14 protein-coding genes are annotated in these 23785 nt (G+C 70.1%); all 14 read right to left on the bottom strand.

Annotated elements, in window-relative coordinates:
- Positions 1 to 16: 16 nt before the first annotated feature.
- Genes AB0D12_RS21440 through AB0D12_RS21375 form a run of 14 tightly spaced genes read right to left on the bottom strand, consistent with a single transcriptional unit; the run spans position 17 to position 23771 of the window.
- On the bottom strand, positions 17 to 1612 hold the full coding sequence (locus AB0D12_RS21440) for a DUF6519 domain-containing protein (protein WP_362685006.1): 1596 nt from the start codon (positions 1610 to 1612) through the stop codon (positions 17 to 19).
- Positions 1613 to 1658: 46 nt separating this feature from the next.
- Positions 1659 to 3818, bottom strand: coding sequence for a hypothetical protein (locus AB0D12_RS21435; RefSeq protein ID WP_362685003.1), 2160 nt, complete (start codon positions 3816 to 3818; stop codon positions 1659 to 1661).
- Positions 3815 to 7567, bottom strand: coding sequence for a putative baseplate assembly protein (locus AB0D12_RS21430; RefSeq protein WP_362685000.1), 3753 nt, complete (start codon positions 7565 to 7567; stop codon positions 3815 to 3817). The genes AB0D12_RS21435 and AB0D12_RS21430 overlap by 4 nt, the downstream gene beginning before the upstream one ends.
- A complete protein-coding gene (locus AB0D12_RS21425) occupies positions 7564 to 10731 on the bottom strand; it encodes a putative baseplate assembly protein (RefSeq protein ID WP_362684997.1) in 3168 nt (1055 codons plus the stop codon). Before AB0D12_RS21425 ends, AB0D12_RS21430 begins: the two co-directional genes overlap by 4 nt.
- A complete protein-coding gene (locus tag AB0D12_RS21420) occupies positions 10728 to 11096 on the bottom strand; it encodes a GPW/gp25 family protein (RefSeq protein WP_266487781.1) in 369 nt (122 codons plus the stop codon). The genes AB0D12_RS21425 and AB0D12_RS21420 overlap by 4 nt, the downstream gene beginning before the upstream one ends.
- Positions 11093 to 11464 (bottom strand): hypothetical protein, encoded by a 372-nt coding sequence (locus tag AB0D12_RS21415; RefSeq protein ID WP_362684994.1) that lies wholly within the window; start codon positions 11462 to 11464, stop codon positions 11093 to 11095. The genes AB0D12_RS21420 and AB0D12_RS21415 overlap by 4 nt, the downstream gene beginning before the upstream one ends.
- On the bottom strand, positions 11461 to 11988 hold the full coding sequence (locus AB0D12_RS21410; protein ID WP_362684991.1) for a phage baseplate assembly protein V: 528 nt from the start codon (positions 11986 to 11988) through the stop codon (positions 11461 to 11463). The genes AB0D12_RS21415 and AB0D12_RS21410 overlap by 4 nt, the downstream gene beginning before the upstream one ends.
- Before the next feature lie 40 nt (positions 11989 to 12028).
- A complete protein-coding gene (locus AB0D12_RS21405; protein WP_362684988.1) occupies positions 12029 to 13168 on the bottom strand; it encodes a hypothetical protein in 1140 nt (379 codons plus the stop codon).
- Positions 13161 to 13511 carry a hypothetical protein gene (locus AB0D12_RS21400; protein ID WP_324979539.1) on the bottom strand — a complete coding sequence of 117 codons (351 nt, stop codon included), beginning with the start codon at positions 13509 to 13511 and terminating at the stop codon, positions 13161 to 13163. The genes AB0D12_RS21405 and AB0D12_RS21400 overlap by 8 nt, the downstream gene beginning before the upstream one ends.
- A gap of 3 nt (positions 13512 to 13514) precedes the next feature.
- Positions 13515 to 14180: a hypothetical protein gene (locus AB0D12_RS21395; protein ID WP_362684985.1), complete on the bottom strand. Its 666-nt coding sequence runs from the start codon at positions 14178 to 14180 to the stop codon at positions 13515 to 13517.
- Positions 14181 to 14222: 42 nt separating this feature from the next.
- Positions 14223 to 14810: a HEAT repeat domain-containing protein gene (locus tag AB0D12_RS21390; protein WP_362684982.1), complete on the bottom strand. Its 588-nt coding sequence runs from the start codon at positions 14808 to 14810 to the stop codon at positions 14223 to 14225.
- The gene (locus tag AB0D12_RS21385; RefSeq protein ID WP_362684979.1) at positions 14807 to 21319 is read right to left on the bottom strand and encodes a DUF4157 domain-containing protein; all 6513 of its coding nucleotides are present in this window, start codon (positions 21317 to 21319) and stop codon (positions 14807 to 14809) included. The genes AB0D12_RS21390 and AB0D12_RS21385 overlap by 4 nt, the downstream gene beginning before the upstream one ends.
- The gene (locus tag AB0D12_RS21380; RefSeq protein ID WP_362684976.1) at positions 21316 to 21636 is read right to left on the bottom strand and encodes a hypothetical protein; all 321 of its coding nucleotides are present in this window, start codon (positions 21634 to 21636) and stop codon (positions 21316 to 21318) included. Before AB0D12_RS21380 ends, AB0D12_RS21385 begins: the two co-directional genes overlap by 4 nt.
- Positions 21627 to 23771 carry an ATP-binding protein gene (locus AB0D12_RS21375; RefSeq protein WP_362685204.1) on the bottom strand — a complete coding sequence of 715 codons (2145 nt, stop codon included), beginning with the start codon at positions 23769 to 23771 and terminating at the stop codon, positions 21627 to 21629. The genes AB0D12_RS21380 and AB0D12_RS21375 overlap by 10 nt, the downstream gene beginning before the upstream one ends.
- Between the last annotated feature and the right edge of the window lie 14 nt (positions 23772 to 23785).

Raw genomic sequence — 23785 nt, 5'->3', positions numbered from 1 at the left:
CTTCCCGGTTGGTACGTCAGTTCTCGGGCTGTCCCTCGTCGTCCTGCCCCGCCGTCTGCCCGCCCGAACCGGCCGCCGCAGCAGTCTCGGCAGCAGCGGCCTCCGTCTCGGCCGAGGCCTCCGCCGCCAGCGCCTCCTCGTCCGCGGCCGGGATGACGGCCGCCAGCGGCCCGAACGTCATCCGCAGATCCGCGACCGAACCTTCGCCCAGCACCCAGGCCAACGGCGCGTAGTGCACCTGAATCCCGGCCGGGGCCTGCAGCAGCGGCCGGCGCGCCGCATCCGTGGGCCACTCGACACTGCCCGTCGCCGTACGCGCCGGAACGGTCCAGAAGTCGCCGGGCCGATACGTCCTGCCCGGCTCGAAGTAGACGAGAACGCCGTCCTCCAGCGGCAGCCAGCCGCCCTCCTCGATCCGGACCGCGCCGTTGCGCAGTTTCGATGCGCCCTGCTTCGTACGGCCGGAGCCACTCGTGTGCCGGGACGAACCCGACCGGTGGTCCCAGCGCCGCAGGAACGGGTGGAGTCCGGGGCGCCTGCCGACCGAAGGATCCGGCTCGCCGGAGAGCCGCACCCGGCGGCCCGGCAGGTCGACCTCCTCCACCCGCAGCAGCGGCAGCGGCTCACCGCGGCTGGTGTAGGCGGTGTCCACGAACTCGACCAGGTCGCCTACGTTCAGATCGAGCTTGTCGTCACTGCCGAGTGAGGCCAACTCCACCCAGGTGCCGTCGAGTTCGTCGACAGGGAAGGTCACCGAGCCGTTCTCCCGGGACCATTTGAAGGTCGCGTCCTTGGCCGCGCCGCCCTCGTGGATCTCCACGCGGTACATCTGGTTCTCCTGGCCCCGGTAGCGGGCGTCCGGCTTCACCAGGCACGGGTCCTCGTCCGCGTGCTCGGGACGCTCGCTGCGCGCCGCCATCCGAGCGGTCGGCGCCTGCGCCGTGGCCCACTTGGCGAACGCCGCGCGGACCTGGTCCTTGGTCGCCCCGTCCTCGAGTTCCAGCTGCGAGCCGGCCAGCGGCAGCACCTGCCAGACGACCTTCAGCCGGGCGGCGGTGTCGGGCATCGCCGACCCGAGCGCGACCTCACGCAGCAGCGGGTCCTCGGCCGCCGTGACCGAGCGCTCCCACACCTTCAGATATGCCAGATACGGGAACTGGGAAGGCAGCCGGTCACCGGGACGCTCGGCGTCCCGGTGACCGTCCGGCTGGTCCCAGTACGTCCAGGTGGCCGGCGGCGCGGCCGGCGCGGGCGCCTCGGCGGGCTCGTCCTTCTCGCTCTCCTCGGCGCTGTGCGCGTCGTCCACGACCGGGACGCCCGGCTGCGGGCGGGTCGCCTCCAGCAGGATGCCGTCCACGTAATAGCGGCCTCCGCCGATGGACAGATCGTCCAACTCCCGGCTCCCGCCCAGGAAGTGGAGCTCGAAGCCGGTCGCGCCGCGCGGCCCGCCGTGCTGTCCGATCAGATCGGCGGCGGTGGTACGGGCCTGCGCGAGCTGGATCGCGGTCTGCTCATTGGCATCGGCGTCCAGCTGGACGCGGCCCTGCTGGGCGATCACGGACGAGTAGTGCCGGTCCGGCCGGAAGGTGCTGCGGGAGATGTCTGCGTGCATGGGAAGGGGTCCCCCTCGGAAGTTCGTACGTCGGTGAGAAGTCGTGTCAGGTGACGGGGATGATCCCGGCGTCGGTACCGGCCGGGGTGTACTCGGCGAGCCGGACCCGCAGGCTGTCCTCGCGCTGCGGCTGGTACAGGTCGTGGAAGGCGCCCATCTCGGAACCGTCCTCGGCGCCGCGCTTGACTTCCTCCGCGCAGCCCGCCGCGAGTTGCCCGTACGCGGGCGTGCCATAGCGCTCACCGGTGAACAGCGGGCGGACCAGCTGGGCGTTCTGACTGCCCACCAGGTCCGGCTGGCAGCGGTGGCGGCGCGGAGTGCGTGAGCCGGGAGGCACGTACGAGAAACGCATACAGCCGATGCCCCGCCGCGCCACCTGCATCCGCCCGGTGAAGATGCTGTTCTCGGCGATCTCCACGGCATGGGTGTGGACTTCACCGATGACGGTGGTGCGGTGCGCGTGGAGCACGGCGTGCGCATGGCGGCAGTCCGGCGCGGACAGCGCCGGCAGCTCATGTCCTGTGGCGTCCAGGATGCTGTCCCGGATGTGGATGGGCAGCGGGTCGTGGTTCACCTCGTCGCCGATGACCTCGATGGTGCCGAGAATGCTGCGCTCGATGGACACACACGCGGTGGTGCGGTCCAGGACCAGGCTGGGTTCCTCGGGGGAGTGCGGATGGCACTGAGGCTCCAGCGACCAGCCCGGTACGAGCGTGCAGTGCCGCAGCACCACAGCCCCGACCGGCCCGGTGACATTGAGTCCGCGTCCGGTGATCAGCAGACCGTCCAGCACGATCCGCGGCGCGTCACCCTCGCAGTCCTCCTGCGCACGGATGTTGAGCGCGTCGGGCCGGTTGCTGTACCAGTCGAGCAGCCGGATGACCGGCCGGGTTCCCTCGGCGGCGCGCACCTCAAGCCGGTCGCCCGGGTCCAGATCGAAGTCCAGCTGCTCCTGGTAGGCGCCGCTGTGCGTGATCTCGATGATGCCTTCGGGGCCGCACTGCCCAGAACGCCGGTCGCGCTGCCAGTCGTTGTACGCGTCCATGATCCGCTGGTAGCTCTGGTCCGGGCCGACCCGGTAGACCTTCGCCGCCGTCGGCGTCTCACGCTCGCGCGGGTACTCGCCGCCGCCCGTGTCGTCGGCGAACGCGTAGTGGTAGCTGACCCAGACGCCCTGCCGCGGCGCGGACCGCGAACCGAAGGCGATCCGGCCGAGCGCCGGATCGACCGCCACCTGGCCGCGCTTGGGCCGGTAGCGCCAGTCCGTCAGATCCGCCACCACGATGTCCGACAGCGGCACCGGCTCGTCCTGCCCGTCGCGCCAGATCGTGAAGCTCTTGCCGGGCCCGTAGTAGTCCGCGAGCCGGTCGGCGAGCTGCCTGCGCCGGATGTACGCGGGGACATTGTCGATCGTCGCGATGTGGGTCGCCGACGGCTCGGGCACCGGCTTGGTCACCAGCGGCGAGTCATTGTCCAGAATCGAGAAGGTGTAGAGGTTGCGGGCCCGGTCGATGCAGTACGCGGGCGCTTCGGTCACGTGGTACGGCTTCAGCCGCCAGACGAACAGACCCACTCCGGTGGGGGAGTAACCGCCCTGCGTACGGGTCGAGTTGGCACGTCGCGCATTCACCGACCGGGCCACCGCGCCGAACGGCCCGCCCGCCAGATCGAGCGCCGCACCGTCGCGTACGTCCACGAGCCTGCCGCGCTCCAGACGGCGCGCGTTGGCGGCCTCCGTGCCCGATCCGTACAGCTTCACCGGCTGCTGGTGGGAGACAAGCCGGGAGAACTCCACGGCCCGCGAAGGCCATCCGGCGACGTCCTCCGCCAACTCCTCGAGCAGGGCGAGGGTGCCCTTGCGCCGTCGGTTGGCGACGGTGGCGGCCACATCGCGGCGCGGCGCCAGGGCCTCGGCGAGACGCAGGCGTGAATCGTCGCCGCCCTCTCCCTCAAGGCCCTGCGCCTGCACACGTTCGTAGCCCGGCAGCGGGGAGTAGCCGACCAGATCGCCGAGATACGGCAGCACCCAGGGCGCCGCGGTCTCCACGAACCAGTCCTCGTATCCCTGCTCGACCCCGTCCCGCACCCGGTCGACCTGCTCGGCGATCACCGCGAGCAGGGCGCGCAGCGGCTCGCCGCCCTCGGCGTCCCGCAGGCGGTGCCACTGCGGAAGCAGATCGGCGAGGCCGTCCGGTTCCCTGGTCATGAGGTGACCTCCGTCAGAATCAGCGTGTCCGCGACATGCGGGGAGAGCAGGGCGAGCTGGGCGGGCCGGATCCCGCGGAAGACGAACACGGCCCGGCCCTTCTCCAGCCGCCGGGTATCGGTGATGTCCGGGTTCAGCCGTAGCAGTTCGGCGAGCGAGATGCCGTGCCTGGCGGCGACCTGGGTGAGCGTCTCGCCGTCCTGGGCGGTGACGCGGTGCACGTCCTCGTCGTACTCGGCGAGCCTGGCCCCGACCGCGGTGCGCGGCTCGGCGAGCGAATCCGCGAGCCCGGTCAGCTCGTCGGGCGTCACGGACGCTGGCACGCCGGTGAACACATCCACGTCGACATAGTCGACGCCCGGCACCGAATGGGCGGTCGCCAGCACCTCGGACAGACGGGCCGGACGGCCCAACTCGCGGCGCCCGCTGCCGAATTGTGCCAGCAGAGCCTGCCGCAGCCGTGGCTCGACGACGCTCCAAGTGTGGTCGGGGGCGACCTTCACCTTCGCCGCGAGCAGCAGCAGCACCAGCTCGCGCACATCCACCCTGACCGGCAGGCGCGAGTCGCCGTACTCGGCCAGCGAGGAGCGCAGCGCACGCAGCACCTCGGAGTCATCGGCGATCGCGATGTCGTCGACCCCGGCGACCGTCACATGCAGCACCCGGCGCCGGCCGTCGAAGATCTCGCGGGCCGCGGCCCGTCCGATGCCCGCACGCGAGCGGGCGAAGTCCTCGTAGTCCTCGACGGACACGAGCCGGTCGAGCGCGGAGACCGCCAGCGGGATCGTGCGCCGGGTCAGCCCCGGACCGTCGGCGTCCGCGCCGCCCGTGGCGGGCTGCGGATTGGTGACGGCACTGACGCCCAGCGGCCGGGAGACCGCCTGAGTGATGCGGTCGGCCCGCACGTTGGCGGCCCGGCCGGTGCCGAAGCGGTACCGGGCCCGGACGTTCTCGTGCCCGGTGGACAGCCGTGCGCCGTGCACTCCGTCGCCGAAGGTCACCGTCGTACGCCCGTCCCCGGCCGTCCCCGAGACATAGACGCGCTCGCGCGGACCACGCCCCGCCAGGCTGTCCACCTCGTGCCACAGCAGCCCGTCGACGCGCACTTCCAACGTGGGCGTCGCGCCCAGGGGATTGTCGGCGGGCAGCCAGGTCAGCGGCGACTGCCACAGCGTGAACGTCTGGTTGGCCCGGTCGGCGTCGCCGCTGCCGATCGGCTCGTCACGGCTCTCACCGTGCGTCGCCGCCACCACATTGCCCTGAATCCGCACCGTGTCACGCCGGTAGCGACAGGCCAGATCGGTGGTGAGCGTCAGCCTGGTGTGGACATGGTCGCCCGGCAGCTGCGGGTCGAGCTGCTGCTCCACCGCCGCGATCACCACCAGTTCGGTGCCGCGGACCCCTGCCGTGTCGGGGATGTCGGTGCGCTCGCCCGAGACCACCAGATGACGGCCGGGCCGCAACCCGTCGTACAGCTCGGCCAGTTCGAGCTCATTGCCGTGGACGTCCTCGCCCAGCGGCTCGTCGGCGGGGCGCAGCGCCTCGCCGCCCGCGTGCACGGTCGCGTCCCGGATCGCCGAGAGCAGGACGTCGTGCTCGTCGAGCCACGGATCGGCGAGCGTCAGCTCGGTGCCGCGGCCGGTGATGCCGTAGTTGGTGTACGCGGCCGTGCGTACTGCGGTGACACGGGTGGTCACCAACGCGAGCTTCTTGTCCCCCGGGATCCCGTCGGGCTCGTCGGCGCCCTTGCGGGGACGCTCGATCGCAACCCAGCTGCCGACGGTGATCCCGTCCTGTACGGAGTCGAGCGGAAGGACATGACGGTTCGCCTGCTCCGGCACCGTCGCGATGCCGATCTCGACATTCGGGGGCTCGCTGCCGACCGTGTACCGAGCGGTCACCTCCACACCGCCGTGCGTGACCTGCTTGTGTTCACCGGGAGACAGCAGCCAGTTGAGCGGTTGGCCGTTCTGCACGGCCACATGCACCCGCCCGTCCTCGGCGGGCCTCGACACGAACAGCGTCCGCTCCGGAAGCCCTTCGGAGAACTCGGCGGTCACACCGGGCTCCTGGGAGTCCGCGGGGCGCCTGGTCAGCCAGCTCAGATCGTGGTCCTGGCTCACCCGGGTCTTCAGCTGGACCCTGCCGGGCCCCAGACCGAAGCTCGTGTCCGCAGGCAGGTTCTCCGAACGCTGCCATGAGGACCCGGTCTCGATGTGCTGGAACTCGGCGCGCACCGGAACCCGTCCGGCCGTGTCGTACACGATCCGCATCGTGGTGAGTTCCCCGCCGCTCACGGGCCAGTCCGTCTGCCGGATCACCCGCCCGCGCTCGTCCTGCACGGGCTTGAGCGGTGCCGTCGCCCCGAACGGCGCGGCGGTCACCCGCATCGCCTGAAGCTCCCGCAGCAGCGCGGGCGTGGCAGGCGCCGCCCGCCGCCATGCCGCGTACATGCCGTCGGAGACCCGTGGATCGAGCGCCGACAATAGCTGCGCGCCGAGATCGGAGCCCGGCGCGAAGTACCGGCCAGGATCGTGGGACAGGGTGCGCGCTCCCGACGGCGGGCGCACCACTTGGGTGCGCAGCGCGGGAAGTACGGCCCCCAGGGCTTGCATGGCCGGTGAGTCCGAAGCAGCCGCCGGGATCTCCGGGCGGGACGGCTCCAGATCGGCCGCCCGCTCCATCAGTTCGCCGACCACGGCCTCCAACTGCTCGAACCAGGCGGCGACTTCCTCGTACGGCGCGGCGATCGCCTGCGCCTCGGCCAGCCGGTCGTGCGGCTCGACGAGCCGCGCCGCGAACTGCGCCGGCGTCTTGATCCCGGCCAGATCCGCACGCAACGGCGCGAGCACCTGAGTGTCGAAGTCCTCGATGATCCGGCTGACAGGACGCGGGTTGGGGTTGTCGGGGGTCGGCTCACCCTCCTCGACCTCCCGCTCGTCCTCGGTGATCCACTCGCGCAGCTCGGCCACCAGCTCGGACAGCGAGGGCGGGGCGGACTGCGGCAGCCCGATCGCCGTGACCTCGTCGTCCCGGTCGATGCGGATACGTGCCACCGGAAGCAGCAGCCGCTGCCCGGGGGTGTCCTTGTCCCCGCCGAAGACGAAGAGCAGCCTGTCCCCGGTCTGCAGGGAGGCGTCGGTCCCGGAGACGAAGATCTCCGGGCGCCCCCGCAGATCGTCCGGGGTGAGCAGCGCCGGCCGGCGCCGGCGCACCGCGAGCTCGTTCCACGCCCAGCGGGCGATGAGATCCTCGCCGGTCTCGAAGGCCTGCGACTCCTCGTCGGAGGTGCTGGGCACGCTGTTCGCGCGCGCGCCGCGCGGGATCAGCACCGGCACGTCCTCGGCCCGCGGATCCCTGTCCAGCGTGTATGCGAGATGGGTGTCGGCGGCGATGCCCGGCCGCGGCCGGTGTCCCACGAGACGCCCCAGCAGAGCCAGCGAACGGTGCTCGTCGGCCGTGCGCAGATACCCCTCGTCGGCGATGCGCTCGGAGTGGAAGGTGAGCAGATCGCCCACGGCCGCCCACGCGTCGAGCAGTCCGATCGACGGATCGTCCGGGGTGCGGACGGTCAGCCCGCGCAGCGCCGGATAGGCGGGGGAGGCGAGCCGGTCGAGCATGGCCGCCAGGAACGAGCCGTACTCGCCGACCCGGTAGTTCAGGGCCGTGCGGCCCGGAGCGTTGTACAGGGCCTTGGGCGCGTGGCGTTCGTCGTGCCCGCCGCAGCCGCAACCGCAGGAGCCGCTCATCGCGCACCTCCGCCGAGCTCGATCGAGAGCCGGCCCAGCTCGGGCCGGTCGGGGTCGTTGTCGCAACGCGCGATCTCCAGCGGGCCGAGCCGCAGCACGCCTGCCTCCAGTGCCGTGTCATCGAGTGGGTCTTCGTGGAACAGTCGTCGCAGCCGGGTCACCCGTACGCTCTCCACGCCCTGGACGGCCGCAGCGGTGGCCACCAGACGGCTCAGCCGCACCGGTTCACCGAAGGTCAGCGCGTCGGGATGGAAGAAGCCGAGCCGTCCGCCGGTCAGCCGGCGGTTGCCGAGGAGCCGGTACAGCTCGGCGAGAATCTGGCCGTGCTGATGACCGGGCGCCGCGCACACCGCCAGCGCGATGTCCAGCGGCACGGACCGCGCGGGCCCCACCACCAGGTCGTGCCCGATCCGGCGGTAGCTCTCCAGTGCGTACGCCACCGAGTCGAGCAGCTCCGGGGACGCGTCCCCGTTGCCCAGCGCGTCGACGGCGACATGCGCCTCCTGCACGCTGCCGGTCCAGCGGATCTCGGCGGCCGCACGCTGCACTCCGGGCAGCTTCGACGCCAGTGCCGCATAGTCCTCGGCGGTGACGGCCCGCAGCCGGGTGCGCTTCAGGTCGAGCGGGGCGAGCTGGCGCACCTGCTCCACCGGCTCGGGCTCCGTGCCGCCGACGGCGGGCAGCGGATTGCGTACACCCGCGACGGGCATCGGGTTCCCGGCCTCCGCGTCCTTTGGATCACGGCACAGCACCAGATGGTTGATGGACTCCGCGCCGACATTGCCGGCGGTGCCGCCGCCGAGCCGGTAGTGCAGCTCCAGCCGCGCGCCCGGCTGCGGGCGGGCGCCTTGGCGCCCGTCCCCGAACCGCAGCGCGATCCGGCCGTCGTCCTCCAGCTCACCGACGAAGTGCCGCTCGCGCGCACCCGAGTCGAGCAGATCCCGCTTCGCGGTCCACCACTTCTCGCCGTCCGCGAGCGTCACGGCGGGAAGCGCGGCCCGCGGATCCTGTACGAGCGAGGCCGCGGGACCCCGCAGCACCGGCTCGTCCGGATCTATCCCCGCCGCGTACTCGGCGCCCCAGGTGTGGGTGATCTCCCAGGCGATGGAGTCGTCCAGCACCGCACCGGCCCGCGACCGGGCCGTCAGCACATCGAGACGGCGCAGCTTCGCGGCCAGCAGCCGTTCACTGCGATGCAGTAACTCCCGCAGCGCGCGCACCGGATGGCGGCGCAGCTCGAGGCGCTCCAGCACGCGGAGCCCGAACAGCACGGTCAGCTCGGCGATTTCCGGCTCCGTCAGCCCGTCGCAGTCGCGGGCGCTGCGCCACAGCTCCACAAGCCGCTGCCGGACGCGTCCAGGGATGGCGGCCAGCCGGGTGGACTGTCCCGCCGAGACATGACGCGGGTCGGGGAACGGCACCGACTGGACGACGGGGGAGCGGGGCAGCACGGGCCGGAAGCGCGCCGGGATACCGGGGTAGACGACCTGCGCCAGCAGTGTCTGAAGTGCCTCGGCCTGCTCGTAGGCGGTGCCGGGGACGACCTTCTCCCTCCGGCGGCCCGCGAGTTCGAGGCCGAGACCCGCGCGTGCGGTCTCGCCCTCGCCGACGACGGTGAACAGCTCCCGTATCTGATCGGCGGTCAGCAGCCGTCCGCAACGGGTCTGCTCCAGCCGGGCGTTGATCAGATCCGCCGTGGCGTTGCCCTCCTTGCGGTCCCAGCAGCCGAAGCCCGACGGCTCGCAGGAACCGAGGACGGCGGGCGCGGGAGGCACGGTGACCGTCTCCGGAGTCCCGCCGCAGAACGTCAGCGACCGCCCGTGGTCGACGAGCACGACATTTCCGCGCGCCACGCTCACATCCTCGACCGGCTCGCAGTCCGCGCCGCCGCGCGTCGACAGACAGACAGGGAAGGCGAGCGCGTCCTCCTGAGCCCAGGTGACCTCAAGGAGCGGCTGGTCGGCCAGCCGGTCCACGACCGGTGTGACGGAGGTGAGACGTACGGCCTGACGGTGGGCCAGGTCGGCGTCGCCCGGCGTACCCGAGCGGGCCCCCAGCACCTCCTCGATCAGCAGCAGATCGCCCGGAGCCAGCTCGAGAGACCGGACCGAGCACTCCTCGTCCGCCCACGCGTCCCGCAGCGTCGCGGATATGGCCCCCTTGGGCAGGGAGCACACCTCGTCGCCCCAGGTCCAGAAGCGGATGGTGTTGTGCTCGGGGCGCAGCGCCAGCGGCTCGTCGGCGACGACCGGCTCGAACACCTCAACCGACCCGCGCTCGTCGAGGACGGCCAGGTCCCGGTCCTCGATGACGGTGCCGATCTCGGGCCTGTCGCGCGGTCCCAGGCTGCGGACGTCGACGGCAGCGAAGCGGTACGTCCCGGGCTGCAGCGTCAGCGGCCGTACTGTCTCGACCGCCACGAAGGCGCGCGCGTTGACGCCGTCGTGCATCGGGTAGTCGATGAGCCGCACATGACGGCGTACGGAGACGCGGCGGCGGGCCGTGTCGAGATACGCCTCCGTCGCCACCGCGTCCTGCTGATAGCTGATCCGGTCCGCGGTGTGGGCGAGCAGCTCGACCAGCGTCGTGCCGAGGTCGGCGGCATTGCGCTCCACCCAGTCCGGCGTGGTCAGCGCCAGCCGGTCCAGGATCAGGCGCCGGATCGTGTCGTAGTCGCGCGCGGTGTAGTCGATGACCGGCGCGGCAGGGAAGGCAGGCGGGCAGTCGGGCTGCTCGTCCTTGCAGTCGAAGGGGGTCGGGCAGTCGGGCCGGAAGTCGAACCCGGCGGAGAAATAGCGCTGGTCGAAGCCGGGAAAGGGCTCGGTGCCGGGCCGTCCGTACGGATCGGTGTCCACGACGGAGAGCGTGTACCGGGACGTGTCGCCGGTGCGGTCCAGCGTGACGAACAGCCGGTCGTCGAGCTCCGGGTCCTCCTCGCGCTCGACGGACACCTCGACGGCCTCGATGCCGGTGATCCGGCGCCCGCCGTCGATGCGGATGTTCTCCGGGCACAGCCCGTGGGGCGCCTTGCCGAGGAAGGTGACGGTGAGCGTCAGCCCGTCGTCACCGACCTCGACGGCGTCCACACCGCCGAGCTGCGCGGCCCGTACCTTGGCGCGCCTGCCGTCCGTACGGCAGACCAACTCCTTGCTCGTACCGCTCATGCCGGGCCGCTCCCCTCGAACACGTCGTCGCGCCGGCTCGCGGTGGAGCGCACCACGTAGCGCAGATACACCCTGACCACGTTCTCCTCGCTCACCACGTCCAGGGCCTCCACCTCGATCAGCTCACCCAGCCAGCGCTGCAGGGATGCCTGCACCGACAGCTCCAGCGCGGAGGCCAGCTCGGGGCTGTTGGGCGTGAAGACCAGATCGAGCAGCCCACAGCCGAAGTCGGGGCGCATCACACGCTCGCCGGGACTGGTGAACAGCAACTGCTCGATCAGATCGCGCACATGCTCGTCGTACGCCGCGTGCGCGGTGCGTCCCCGCCGGTCCGTGCGGAAGGGGAAGGCGATATCGCTCCTCATCGGGACGACACCCCCCGTGCCGACACGGCGACCACCGGCGGGCCCTGCGGCACCAGCGCGGCGCTGAAGCAGAGCGCGGATGTGCTGTCCAGCAGCACGGGTGAGCCGTCGATGAGCACGCTGCCACGGTGCGGCGTCCAGCGGACGGTGGCGCACGGATGCGGCACGCCGTCGACGGTGTGGCGGCAGCCGCTGACGATGAAGACGCCGGCGGCGGTGGGCACTTGATGGCCGTCGATCCGGACGCCGGACGACGGGGCGGAGGCGGGCACGACGCGGCCGCCGTGCGGGCAGCTGATCACGCTGCCGCCGTTCACGAGATTCCCCGACAACACGTAACTCCCCGTTCCCTTGGTCCCTGTGCTCATCGCTTCTTCGGCACGATCAGCCGGCCCTCGTTGATGTTGACCTCGTCGCCGATCAGCACGATCGACGCCCCCTTGCCGTTGCCGATCGTCACGCCCTTCTCGTCGATCTGGATGTACGCGCCGCCCTTGGCCTCAAGGAGAATCCCCGTACCGCCGGGCACGTCCGACATCACCAGCTTGTGAGCGCCCGGCGTCTGGATGACCACCGGCTGAGAGCCGGGCAGCTCGGCGCTCGCGCGGGGAGGCAGCTCGGAGGCGTCGCCGTACCAACTCCCCGTCCAGATAGGGAAGCTGGGATCACCCTGCTCGAACTCCATCCACACACCGGCGCCGATCTCGGGCACGACATACTGACCCGCCTGCCGTCCGGTGAACGGCAGACAGGGCAGCGCCCAGGTGGAGGCCTCGTCGCCGAGCACATCCGGCACCTGGGCCGTGATCCGGCCGAGCTTGAGCGGATCCCTGTTGTCGATCACCCGCCCCCGGAACTTGCCGAGAAACCGGTTGTTCGGTCCTTCAGCCATGCGAAGTTCTCCTGGTCCTCACGTCTCTGCGGACGCGTCTTTACGGGCGCACTGTCCTGCTGCGGGCGATCAGGCCCTCGCGGGAGAGCGTGAAGTTCTGCTGATACGAGCCGGGCCTGAGGTTGTGCGTCACGCTCTTGACGTAATAGTCGCCGTCGTACGTCACGCCCGAGCCGCGCACCCCCACCAACTCCCGCGGACGCAGGACATATCCGTGCCGGTTGACATCCAGCGACCCCGATCCGGAAATCGCGTCCGCGGACGTCGCGGCCCTGGCGAGGGTCTCGGCCTCGGCCTGCCCGAGCTCCTTCTTCGCCGTACCGGAAAGAGTCTTGCGCTTGAGGGCGGGGGAGGCGCGGAGGCCGAGGGGCGGCCGCAGCGGGCTGATGTCGGGCTGCGCCAGCAGCCGCACGTCGCGGGTGCGCGGGTCCTGGACGCGGGCCTGGGGCTCTTCCCTGGCCGTCCCGTCGTAGGCGAAGGTCAGCTGGTCGACGGTGGAGTTGTTGTCCATGTTGACGTTCAGCGCGTGCTGGCGCTGACCGAGTCGCTGCTCGGGACCCCAGAAGGCGACGGACCGGCCGATGCCCGGTCCCGGCTCCAGATAGAAGGTGTATCCGTTGGCGCGGGCCAGCTCGTTCAGATACTGCAGATCTGTGCCGGTCTGGTAGTCGACGCGCAGCTGCTCGCGTGGCGGCTGATGGATCTGCTCACGGATGATCCAGGGGTCGATTCCGTAGTCCGCGTACCTCCGCAGAATCCGCTCAACGCGCTGTGCGGGGCCGAGATTCGGATAGCGGTCCGTCCGTTCCTCCAGATCCATCAGCAGGGTCAGATCCTCACCGGTGACGGTGAGCGTGGTCTGCCCCGGCTGATTGCTGGCGCCGACTTCCTGACGCACGATCAGTCCGTCCAGGATTACTGTCGACGTCCCCTTGACGGACGTCGTGACGATCACCCTGGTCTTCGGATCGAAGAACCCCTCGGGCAGCAGCCGTTGCGTGATCAGCCCCCGCTTGGTCAGATCGAAGGCGAGCTGGAACCCGCTCCGTTCCCCGGCGGTCATGGTGATCTGCGCGGACAACAGAGCCTCGGCCACCTCGGCCGGCACCGGGCGGGTGAGCTTGGGCCCCATGTGCAGGGTGAGATGGACGGGCCCGCTCCCGATGGGCTCATCAGCCATGGAACCCACCCGGCAGAGGAATGTCGATCGTCCGCCCCGGCTCGGCGGTCAGCTCCTGCGGGTCGAGTACGGGATTGGCGTCCGCGATCTGCCACCACTGCCCGGGGTCGCCGAAGTAGCGCTGCCCGAGATGATCGGGGCGCTCGCCACTGCTGACGGTGTGCGGGGCGGTCTCGCCGGCGGCCTCGCTGAGCGGCGGCAGCAAACGCCGCTTGGTGTACCGCACTTCGGTACCGTCCGGGAGGCGGTGCACGCCGATCTCCGCGTCGTGGTACCGGCTGGTGCGGGGGTACGGATGTGCCCCCGGGATCGCGTCCAGCGCACTCTCATAAGGATCAATCACGTCCTACAGCCCCCGTCCCAGCCCGAGCTCGGCCAGCCGCCCGCCCCGCGCGGCGGCGGCGAGCCGTTCCTTCTGCGCCAGATGTGCGAGATACAGGTCGGCCCCGCGATGCCCGGCAGGCAGATCGCTCACGCTGAGCACCTTCATACCGATGCCGAGGCTCGCCCTGATCGGATTGAGATTGACGTCGAACGCCGACTCGTTGATGGACAGTTCGGTGAGCCGCACGGGCATGACGCGCTTGCTCCCCCAGGTGAAGAGGGTCAACGGCATCTCGATCGGACTGATCTCGATGGTGCCTTTCTGGGTTCGCCGGGAGGCCTCGCGGAGCTGCGCGCTGGTGGGATGCACCAGCATCTCCAGCGTCGCGAGCTGCGGATGGATCCCGTCGGGCGCGGCAACCTCGAACTGATCGGTGGCATCGATCTCGGCGGTGAACTTCCAACTCTCCTCGGCGGGCCCCTTGAGCCGGAGGGCTTCATTGCGGTCCCCTCCACTGCCGCCTCCGCCGGCGTCACCGCCTCCTCCGGCGGCCTGGGGGGCGAGGGAGCGTTCGAGGGTGTCGGGGTTGAACTGGAGGACGATGATGCGCTGGGGGGTTCCGCGTTCGGGGTCGACGACGACGATGCCGGAGCGGATGGGCTTGGGTATGTCTGCGTAGCGTGTCACGATTTCTTCCCCCTCAGTAAATGAGCGTTGCCTCCGGGTAGTTCACTGAGCATCTGGCAGGTCGAGCCCTTCCAGGAGGTAGCCGGCATCACGTCGCACGCCTTCGTCCGGATCGTTGTTCTGCAGAGATTCCGCAATGCTTCGCACGACAGGCCATTGCCCGAGATAGCCCATGGCGACGAGGAGTGCCCGACGCACCTCGGGATCGGCATCGTGAGAAACCGTGCGCAAGGCTTCCAGTACGGTGCCGGATTCCACGCTCGGGGAACTGGCGGCAACCAGGTAGATTCCATGGATCTTGTGGTCACGATCTCCAGATTCCATGAGGAACGTCAATGCCTCTTCGATCGTCCAGCAGGCGAGCGACGACCGAATGATGCGGCTGACATCCGCGAATTCTGGACCTTTGACGACGATGTACCGAAGCCCAAGATACGGATCCTCGAGGAAGGTGATCGACGTATTCCGGCTCGGGGTTGACCACGCCTGGCGTCGAGGGGACTCGTTCTTGCGTGTGACTGAGGTGATGCCCCATTGCTGGTCATAGGCGACAACTCCGACGTCATCCAGGCTTACTTCAGGCTTCAGTACGATTCTGACGCTTGTTGACATGTGCTTGCCTTTGCTCACTGAATCACGCCATGATGTTGGAGGATGAACTTTCGGACGAACTCTACGACATCGGACCGAGTGCTTCCCCAGGAGCCGCCGGAGCTCTCCAGTCGCAAGGCGAACCATCGGGTGGCGATGTCTATCTTCCGCGATTCCAGCTCTCGGCGTGTCTCCTCGGTCCCGTGCTGTTTCACGCCCCTTATCGGTTGCCCGGAGTCTTCCGCTTCAAGGCCGCGAACGGCAGGTGCTGCACCCTCCATGGATGCTGGATATCTCCCCCTGCCGCCAGGCCGTTTGGGTGGAGATTCCTTCTTCCCGTCATCCGGCTCGAACTCGGCGAAGGCTTGTTCGAAAGTCATCTGACGTCTGGCGATGAGATCCATGGTCATCGGCGCCAGCGCAGCATTCTCGGGGTCGCGAACAGACTCGCGTACATACATCAGATACGTGAGGCGTCCCAATCGCGCCCGCTCGTCGGCCCGCAGGTCCGGCGGCCACTCCCCTCGGGCCAGGAAGCCTTGGACGAGTTGGGCGATGGTTGCGTCCTCGAGTTCAAGCTTCTTGAGCGATTCCACGGTGTCCGCGTCGAGATTGGTTTTCTTGAGCTTTCGCTTGGTCCGGCGAGTTAGCTTTTCCCACGTCCTCTTGAGGGTTCGGAAAATCGATGGATACGCGTGTATGCCTTCTACCACGGCATTTGTGGGGTGATTGCTCCCGTGTCTTTCTGTGACGCGCTGTTTCTCCTTTCCTATGGTGTACGCCATCTTGCCCCTCGGGATGTCAGTCCCTCGGTTCTTCATGTGGAGCACGGCTGCTGGGAAGTCTGGGCCGTGTGAGATGTGCGGCAGGTCCTCGTCCGCTATGTCCTTTGTTTCTTCGGGACTCTCACGCCTCAGGGCAGCCTCCTCGCGGCTGAGGCGTTGCGCGGAATTGACTATGGTCGTGTCGCGGAGCACGTCAGTCACGGCGTCACGGATTATTCCGCGGAGATCGTCTGAGTCCGGGACGTAGGCGCTTCCGCCGGATCCGCCCGGGTTGAGTACCGCCCAGATGTCGCGCTGTGCCCCTGTTCCCTTGGCTTCCAGGGAAGAGAGCCGGTACCAGATCCGCATAGCACCGAGTGCGGCACGGAAGGGAAGCCCAGTGGTGCCGCGGGCCAGCATTCTGCGTATGAGGGGCTTGATGCGGGCCAGGACACGGGCCAAGCGCTGTTCCTTGGACTCTTTGGACTTCTCGTCCTTCTTCCGTTTGTCCTGGTGCTGCTTCTTCTGGTCCTGCTGGTTCTTCTTGTTGTCGCGCAGGTGGTCGCGCTTCTTCTTGAAGACGTTGCGCAGCTTCGACGCGCTGTTCTTTAGCGCCTTGCCCGGCTTGCTCTTCTTGAGCTTCTTGCCCAGCGTCTTCGCTGCATTACGGACCTTCGTCAAGGCCGACTTGACGGCCTTCTTTGCCCTGCCCAGGGCGTTGCCCAGCGGAGACTTGGGCTTCTTGGGCTTGGTCGGCTTCGGGCCCTCGATTTCCCTCTTCTTCTTGGGAGTCTGAGGGGTGCTGTCCTTCTGGCCGCCCGGAGTCTTGTCCTTCGACGGCCCCGGTGTCGTGTCCTTCGGCTTCGCCGACGTCGGTTCCGGCTTCGCAGGAGACTTCGGCGTCGCCGTGTCCTTCGGTTTCGGCGGAGCCTTCGGGTTCGGGGAAGGCTTCGCCTTCGGCTTGGGGGACACGGCTGGCTTGCGCAGGGTCTGCTTGGCGTTCCGGATCGCGCCCCGAGCCTTGTTGACCGCCTCGCCGGCCGCCTTCTTGGCGCCCTTGCCGGTCTTCTTGAGGCCCTTCATGATCGTCTCGGACATCGCCTTGAGGCGTTTGCCGACCCCCTTGGTCGCGGAACCGAGGCGCTGAAGGAGGAAGTTGGCGATGAAGTCGAGCAGCGCGACAACTCCCGCTGCTACCGCCTCCGCGAACAGGCAGGCTGCGGGGCCCGCCTTGACCGCCTTCAAGTAGGCCCAGAACTTGCTGAATGCGGAGAGGATCGAGCTGATGCTCTGCCAGGCCGCCATCAGGCCTTGGACGATCGTGAGGATCGCGCCCGCCGCGGGGACGATCATCGAGACGACCTTCTCGATCACGAGCGACGCGATCATCATCGGCAGCGACGCGATGATCGCGTCCCACGCCATCTTCCCGATCTGCTTGATCGAGACGCAGCCCTTCACCAGGACGTTGATCACGGCCTTGCCGAGGCCGAGGATGCCTTCGACCTTGGTGTCGAACCACCGCTTCACGCCTGTCTTGATGGCGCCCCAGAGGTGGTCGGTGATGCCCGCCTTCGCCGAGCTGCCCGCCTTGCTGATCCAGCCGCCCGGGTCCGGGGCGATGTCCGCCACCAGTGCCGCGAACTTGCCGAGCGCCTCGATCGCCGCCTGGGCGAACTTGATCGCCCCCAGGATCACCGCCTGGTAGATCTTGATGACGGCCTTGATGCCCGCCTCAAGGACGTCTAACAGCGCGTTCAGGCCCGCCGCCAGCGCGTCGAGCAGTGCGTTGACCGCCTTCTTCAGGCCGTCCGCCAGCGCGTTGACCCCAGCGATCGCCTTGTCGCGCAGGCCCTCGATCGCCTTGCGGAACTTGTCCCGTAGCTCCGGGAAGGCCGCGAGCAGCACGTCCCCGATGGCGATCAGCGCGTCCGCCAGGACATTGATCGCCGTGATGGCGAGGTCACGTACGAAGTCGATGGCCTTGTTGGCCCACTCCTTGAACGTGTCGATGATGCCGTTGACGGCCTTGCGCGCGGCGTCGAAGACCTTGGTCACCGCGTCGAGGATCGCGTTGAACGCGCTCTTCACCGCGTCGGCGACCCAGCCGAAGAAGCCCCCGGACGGCTTTTCCTCCTCCTTCTTCTTCTCGGCCTCCTTCTCCGCGTTCTCGCGCTCCGTGTCGATCTGCTTGTTGTCGTTCTCCTTCCGGTCGTTGACCTCCTTGTCCTTGTCGTCGCGGGCCTTGACGATTTCCTTGTTCTTGTCGGTGTGTTCCTTCTCGGACTTCTTGTCCGCGTCCTCGATCTTCTGGTCCTGCTCATTGCGCCAGCTCTCGCGCTCGCGCTGAGCATCCTCGGCCGCACGGCCGCGCTCGGCCGTCTGCTTCTCCGCGTTCTGGGTGACCTCGCGGTCGATCTCGGTCTGCTTCTCCTGCTTGGCCTGCTGCTCGCCCTGCTGCTGTTCCTTCTCCTTGACGGTCAGGTCGCCCTGAGCCTGGCCCGCGGCCCCCTGAATCTCGGAGCCGCGTTCCTGCTTGGCGACCGCGCCGACGCCCGGCTTGGGCGCGGACCCGGCCTCGAGTCCGCCCCCGCCGCCCCGCTTTCCGCCTGCCGTGGCCTTGCCGACCAGCTGCTCCTGGGGCGCGTTCGGGAAGATCTGGTCCTCGCCCATCGGCTTGGCCGCGTCCTCACGGCCTGTGCTCTGGATGTCGGACTGCTTCTCTTTGAGCGCCTTGGCCTGGTCGTCCGTGCGCTTGGGGTCGCTCTCACCCTCCAGCCGGATCTTGGGGGCGGGGCCGACCGTCTTGTTCTGCAGTTCCGGGTCGACGGTCGGGACCGCGTCGGCCGCAGCATCGACGCTCTTGGCCTCTTCCGCGGTCAGCTTGTCCGCCACGGGTGGCGGCGGCGGGGGAGTGTTGTCGGTGGGCTTCGCGCCCTCCGCCTTTTCGCTGCCCTTGGCCTTCTGCTTCGCGATGCGGTCCTCGGGCCCGAGCTTCTCGACCTTGCCCGTCACCTGGTCGGCCGGAGCGGCCGCCTCGGGCGGGCCCGACTGAGTCTGTGGCGCGCCCGAAGGACGTTCCCGCTTCGGCGGGTTGGCGTCCAGCCGCCGCTGCTCCTCGCCGACCTTCTTGTCCGCCGCGGCGTCCACACCAGGCATGGCGGCAGCCGCCTGGTCCGGCGCCAGCTTGCTGACCGTACCGATGGCGGCCTTCGGGTCCTGGCCCGAGACGTCCGGCGGCTCCTCCTGCTTCTCCTCGGGAGCGGCCCCGCCGCCGCCACCGCAACTGCCGCCGCCCTCTTCCTTCTCCGCCGCGGGCTCCGGCGGGGCGCAGCCGCCGCCGTCCTTCTCCAGCGACGCCTCCGGAGCAGCCTGGGCACCTTCCGGTGCGGGCGCGCCCATCCTGCCGGGGCTGTCGGTCTGTTCGCCCGCAGGGCTGACCGCCGCCTGTGCCGCGGACGGGGCCGCGCCAGGTCCCGCCGCGGCCGTCGGACCGGCCTGCTCGCCGCCGCCGACCGTCCCACGGGGAGCCGCACCGGGGCCGGATTCCTTGGGGATCCGGCTCTTGGGTCCGGCCGCTTCCCGCTCGGACTTGGGCGGCTCGGTGTCACGCCGCGCTGCGGGGGATGGGTTTCGGTCCTCCGCGGACGCCTTCTGCGTCTGCGCACCCGCGGGCCGCATCGTCGCCGGGCCGGGCGACGTGTCCGGCGCCGAAGACGCGGCAGCGGGCTTGTCCGCGGAAGCGCCCCGCGGCTGCCCCTGTTCGCCCCGCTGTTCCTGTTGCCCGCGCTCCTTCAGCTCCTGCTGCTCGTCCTGCGCATCCTTGGCGTCCGGCTTTTCCTCGCCGTCGTCGGAGTCCTCGGCCTTGTCGTCCTGGTCCTGCCGTTGTGAGGGGTCCGCCTTCTCGGCCTCGGGCTCCTGCTGGTCCTTCTCGGTGGTCTCCGGGTCAGGGCCGACCTCCTGATCGGTCGGCTTCTCCGGCTGCAGGTCCTTCGCGCTGCGGTCCTGGGCCTCGGCCGCGGGCCCACCTTCGGGCTTCGGCGCCTCGCCCTCGACCGGACCCACGTCCTCGCCCGGCGCCTTCGCCTCGGGCCCGGCGGACTCCTCGTCCTCTTCGTTGGCTTCGTTCTCCCGCTGCTGCTCTACCCGTTCCGCCTTGGTCGGGGGCGGCGAAGGGAAGGACGGGACGGACGGTTCCGAGGCGCCGGGGGTCATCCGGTCTGCGGTCGGTACGGAGGAAAGGTCCAGGTCGGCGTCGGGCAGATAGTCCTCGGGCTTCAGCTCCGGCCCGCTCCTGGCGGCACCGCCCCGGCCATCGTCTCGCTCGCCGCCGATCTCCCGGTCCGCGCCCGCCTCAAGCCCGAGCGGCTTCTCCTCCTCGCGCGGCTCGTCCTCGTCCTTCTCGTGCAGCCCGTGCTCGGACAGCGCGCTGTCCCGCTGCTCCGCCCGCTCGTCCACCTTCTCCGGGCGTACGGGACCGGGCAGGCCCTTCGCCTTCGGGTCGAGGTTCTCCGGCTTCGAGCCGTCCGCCGGCTTCTTCGCGTCGTCCTTGCGCTTGCGCTTGTCGGCGCCGGGGGCGTTCGCCTGCTCCGGGTCCTGCTCCTCGCGGTCGCGCTGTTCCTTGCGCTCCTCCTTGGCCTGCTCGGAGCCGTCCGCCTGTCCCTGGGCGCGTTCGTCCGCGGCCTCGTCGACCTGCTGACGGTCCTGGCCCTGCTTCTCCTCTTCCTGCCGCTGCTCCTGCGCGGCCTGCTGCCGGGACTGGGCTCGCTCGTCCTCCTGGTCCTTGCGCTGGGCGGCCTCCTGGTCCTCGGCCGCCGCGTCGGAGCGCCGCCTGCTCTGGTCGCCGCCGCGCTTCTCGTCCCGCGCCTTGGCATCCTTCTGCTCCTCGCGGGAGTCCTCGGCCTGCTTGTCCTTCGAGCTACGCCCGCCCTCTTCCTGCCGCTTCCACTGGGTGCGCTCGACACCCAGCAGCTCGAAGAGGTCCGTCTCCGGTTCGGGCACCTCGGCAGGCTGGAGGTCGACGGGCCCGGTCTCGGACTCCTCGGCGAGGTCGAGGAGCCGGTCGTACTCGTTGGAGAGCAGCCGCACTTCCAGCCGGTCCAGCACCGAGTCCTGCAACTGCGGTGACATCCGCGCGAGTTGGAGACGCACGCGTCCCGAAAGGTCCGCCGGGTCGCCGCGCAGGGAGCGCAGCACGCCATTTGCAAGACGGTCCACCAGCGTGGCGGGGTCCAGCTGTTCCATACGGGACCGGTCGGCGTCGACCGTGGCGTACCGCAGCCAGCCGGGCGTGGACTGCTCCGGCACCACTTCGGGGGCCTGCTCCTCGTCCCGTACGAGGGCCTGCGCCGCCGACTCCGCCTCGCGCTCCATCGCCTGTTGCGGCAGGCTCACCGCACCCAGGTCTCGGCCCACGCGCAACGCGCCCAGGCCGTCCGGGTTCTGCACCGTGTGCAGCAGCTCATGCGCGAGCAGCCGCTGCCCGTCCGCCGTGCCCGGGCGGTAGGTCCCCTCCCGGAAGAAGATGTCCTGGCCGACCGCGACCGCGTCCGCGCCCAGCAGTTCCGTAAGCGTGCCCGCGTCCCGGTCGGTGTGCAGACGCACCCGGCTGAAGTCGTGGCCGAGCTGCTCCTCCAACTCCCGCCGTACGCTGAGGTCGAGCGGTTGTCCGGCGCCGCTGACGATGTTCTTCGGCTCCGGCGTACGGGACTTGGCGCGCTCCTTGCGCTTGCGCCGCCGTTCGGCCTGGGCTGTCTGCGCGTCCTGGGCATGTGACGTACTCATCGCGGCTCACCCCGCCCCGAAAGTCCCGCGTGCACCGCACGCGCCAGCGCCTCGCCGAGCCGCCCCGGCGAGGTGGTCGCGGGCAGCGGCGGCAGCCCGGACAGTCCGTCGAGCGCCCGGCCTCCGTCGGCGGCCAGCGGCACACCCCGCTCCCGTACAAGCCTGGCGAGCTCCGCCTCGAACGCGGCCGACACCCGGTCGGGGTCCAGCCGCTCGAACCCGTCGAGCACCAGCTCGCCGATGTCCACCCGGATCGTGCGCTCCGGAAGGCGCGGTGCCTCGCGCGGAACCTCACGCCGTGCCTCGTTCAGACCCATCCGTGGACCTCCGAGGGCGTCAAGGAGCGGTCCAGCTTGAGGTATTCGGTACGCGCCGCCTCCAGCATGTGACGCATCTGGAGCCGGTCGCCCTCCTCCGCGGCGAGGAAGGCGCCCGACAGCGCGATATTGCGGATCGAGCCGCCCGCCACGGTCAGCCGGGCCAGCTGCTCGGGATCGATGCCCTTCATCGGAGCCCGCGCGGGCAACACACGCCGCCAGATCTCGGCGCGCTCGCTCTCGCCGGGGAAGGGGAAGTCGACGACGAAGCGGATACGCCGCATGAACGCGGTGTCCAGGGCCTGCTTCATGTTCGTGGTCAGGATCGCGAGTCCGCGGTACGCCTCCATCCGCATCAGCAGATAGCTGACCTCGAGGTTGGCGTACCGGTCATGGCTGTCCTTGACCTCGCTGCGCTTGCCGAAGAGGGCGTCGGCCTCGTCGAACAGCAGCAGCGCGCCGCCGCGTTCGGCCGCGTCGAAGACCCTGCGGAGGTTCTTCTCGGTCTCGCCGATGTATTTGCTGACGACCTGAGAGAGATCGATGATGAACAGGTCCAGACCCAGCTCCTTGGCCATCACCTCGGCGGCCAGGGTCTTTCCGGTGCCGGAACCGCCCGCGAAGAGCGCGGTGACGCCGAGTCCGCGGCGCAGCGTCTCGGCGAAGCCCCACTCCTGGTACACGGTCGAGCGCCGGCGCACATGCGCGACGATCTCGCGCAGAATCCGCAACTGCCGCTCGGCCAGCACCAGATCGCCCCATGCCGCCCGCGGCTCGATCCGCCGGCCCAGCTCGTCCATACCCATCCGGGCCTCGGTGAGCCCGGCCCGCCAGGCCAGAGAGGTGGCGTCCAGTTCGTCCTCGCCCGGCAGATCCCGTACGACGGCCGCGCCGGCGGACCGGATCAGATGCGGCGGCAGCGCGAACTGCTCGACGAGATCCCGCAGGTCCTCCTCGCTCACCTCCGGTACGTCGGCGAACGCGTCGGCCCAGACCCCCAGTTGTTCATCCGTGTCCAGCGGAGGCACGGTCACGCGCTCACCACGCGGCCGGGCGGTCTGCCGGGGATCGGGGCTGGAGACGACGAGCGGAACCGCTGCGCTCTCGATGAACGCGTCCGTCGCCGCGGCCTGGTCACGGTCGAGCTCGCCGACCTCGACGAGCAGGGCGGCGGGCAGCATGATCGCCTCGCGCTGCCACAGCCGGGCGAGCCGGTCGCGCTCGACGGGATCGGTGGGCATGTCGTCGGCGGCCATGGCATACAGCCCGAGCCCCGAACGGCGGGCCGCCGCCGCGGCGATGTCGGCGCGGGTCCGCAGATCGCCGCCGACCAGCTCGACCCGCAGCGGCGCGTGCGGACCGGCGCCCGCCCAGCCCGCGGCGACCTGACTTGCCGCCAGGTCGTACGAGACGGGCAGGGACTCCGGTACGGGCGCCCGGCGCAGCAGTCCGTGCAGCCGGGAGTCCAGATAGGGCGAGCCGACGAGGAAGTGCAGGATGCGCTCGTCGAGGCGCAGCCGTGAGGTGGTCAGCCGGGTCTCGTCGTCGAGCTCGACGAGCCGCCAGCGGCGCAGCGGGGCGACGGGCGTGAGGGCGCTCCAGTGCGGGTCGGCGAGCGCGGCGAGGGCGAGGGAGAAGGTGGGATGCGCCCGGTCCGGATCGCCGCTCGCGGCGGCGCAACGCCCGCCGGTGGTGGGGTCCAGCTCCGCGGCGGCGGCGAGCAGGACGACGTCGCGCTCGAAGGGGCTGAGCCCGAAGCAGGCGACGAGCGCGTCCAGGGTGGCGGGCCCGGAGGCGGCGAGTGCGGAGGTGCGGGGTGCGGTGAGCTCGGGCGCGGCGGCGGGCCGCGACTGGTCGGGCGTGGCAGCGGTGGTGTTCGCGCGCCGGTCGTTCCCCGGCGGGACGTCGGTTTCGCGTACGGGTACGGGTGCGGCCGCGGCCGCGTCCGCTGCGGGGCCCCCGGCCGCTGCACTGGATCCGGCAGATGCGTCGCCCTCCGCCGTCCGGGTCCGGTGCTGCGCGCGCAGTGCATGGGCGTCGATGCGCGCGAGGACGGACCGCACGGCCGCAGCCAGCGCGCGGCCGTCCGCACCGGCGTCCGCCGTGCCCGGATCGGTTCCCTCGTACGTACCCATGCCCTCACCCGCCC

This window comes from Streptomyces sp. NPDC048479, from assembly GCF_040651435.1.
In the GTDB taxonomy this organism is placed as follows: domain Bacteria; phylum Actinomycetota; class Actinomycetes; order Streptomycetales; family Streptomycetaceae; genus Streptomyces.
This window is presented reverse-complemented; position numbering and strand designations above follow the sequence as displayed.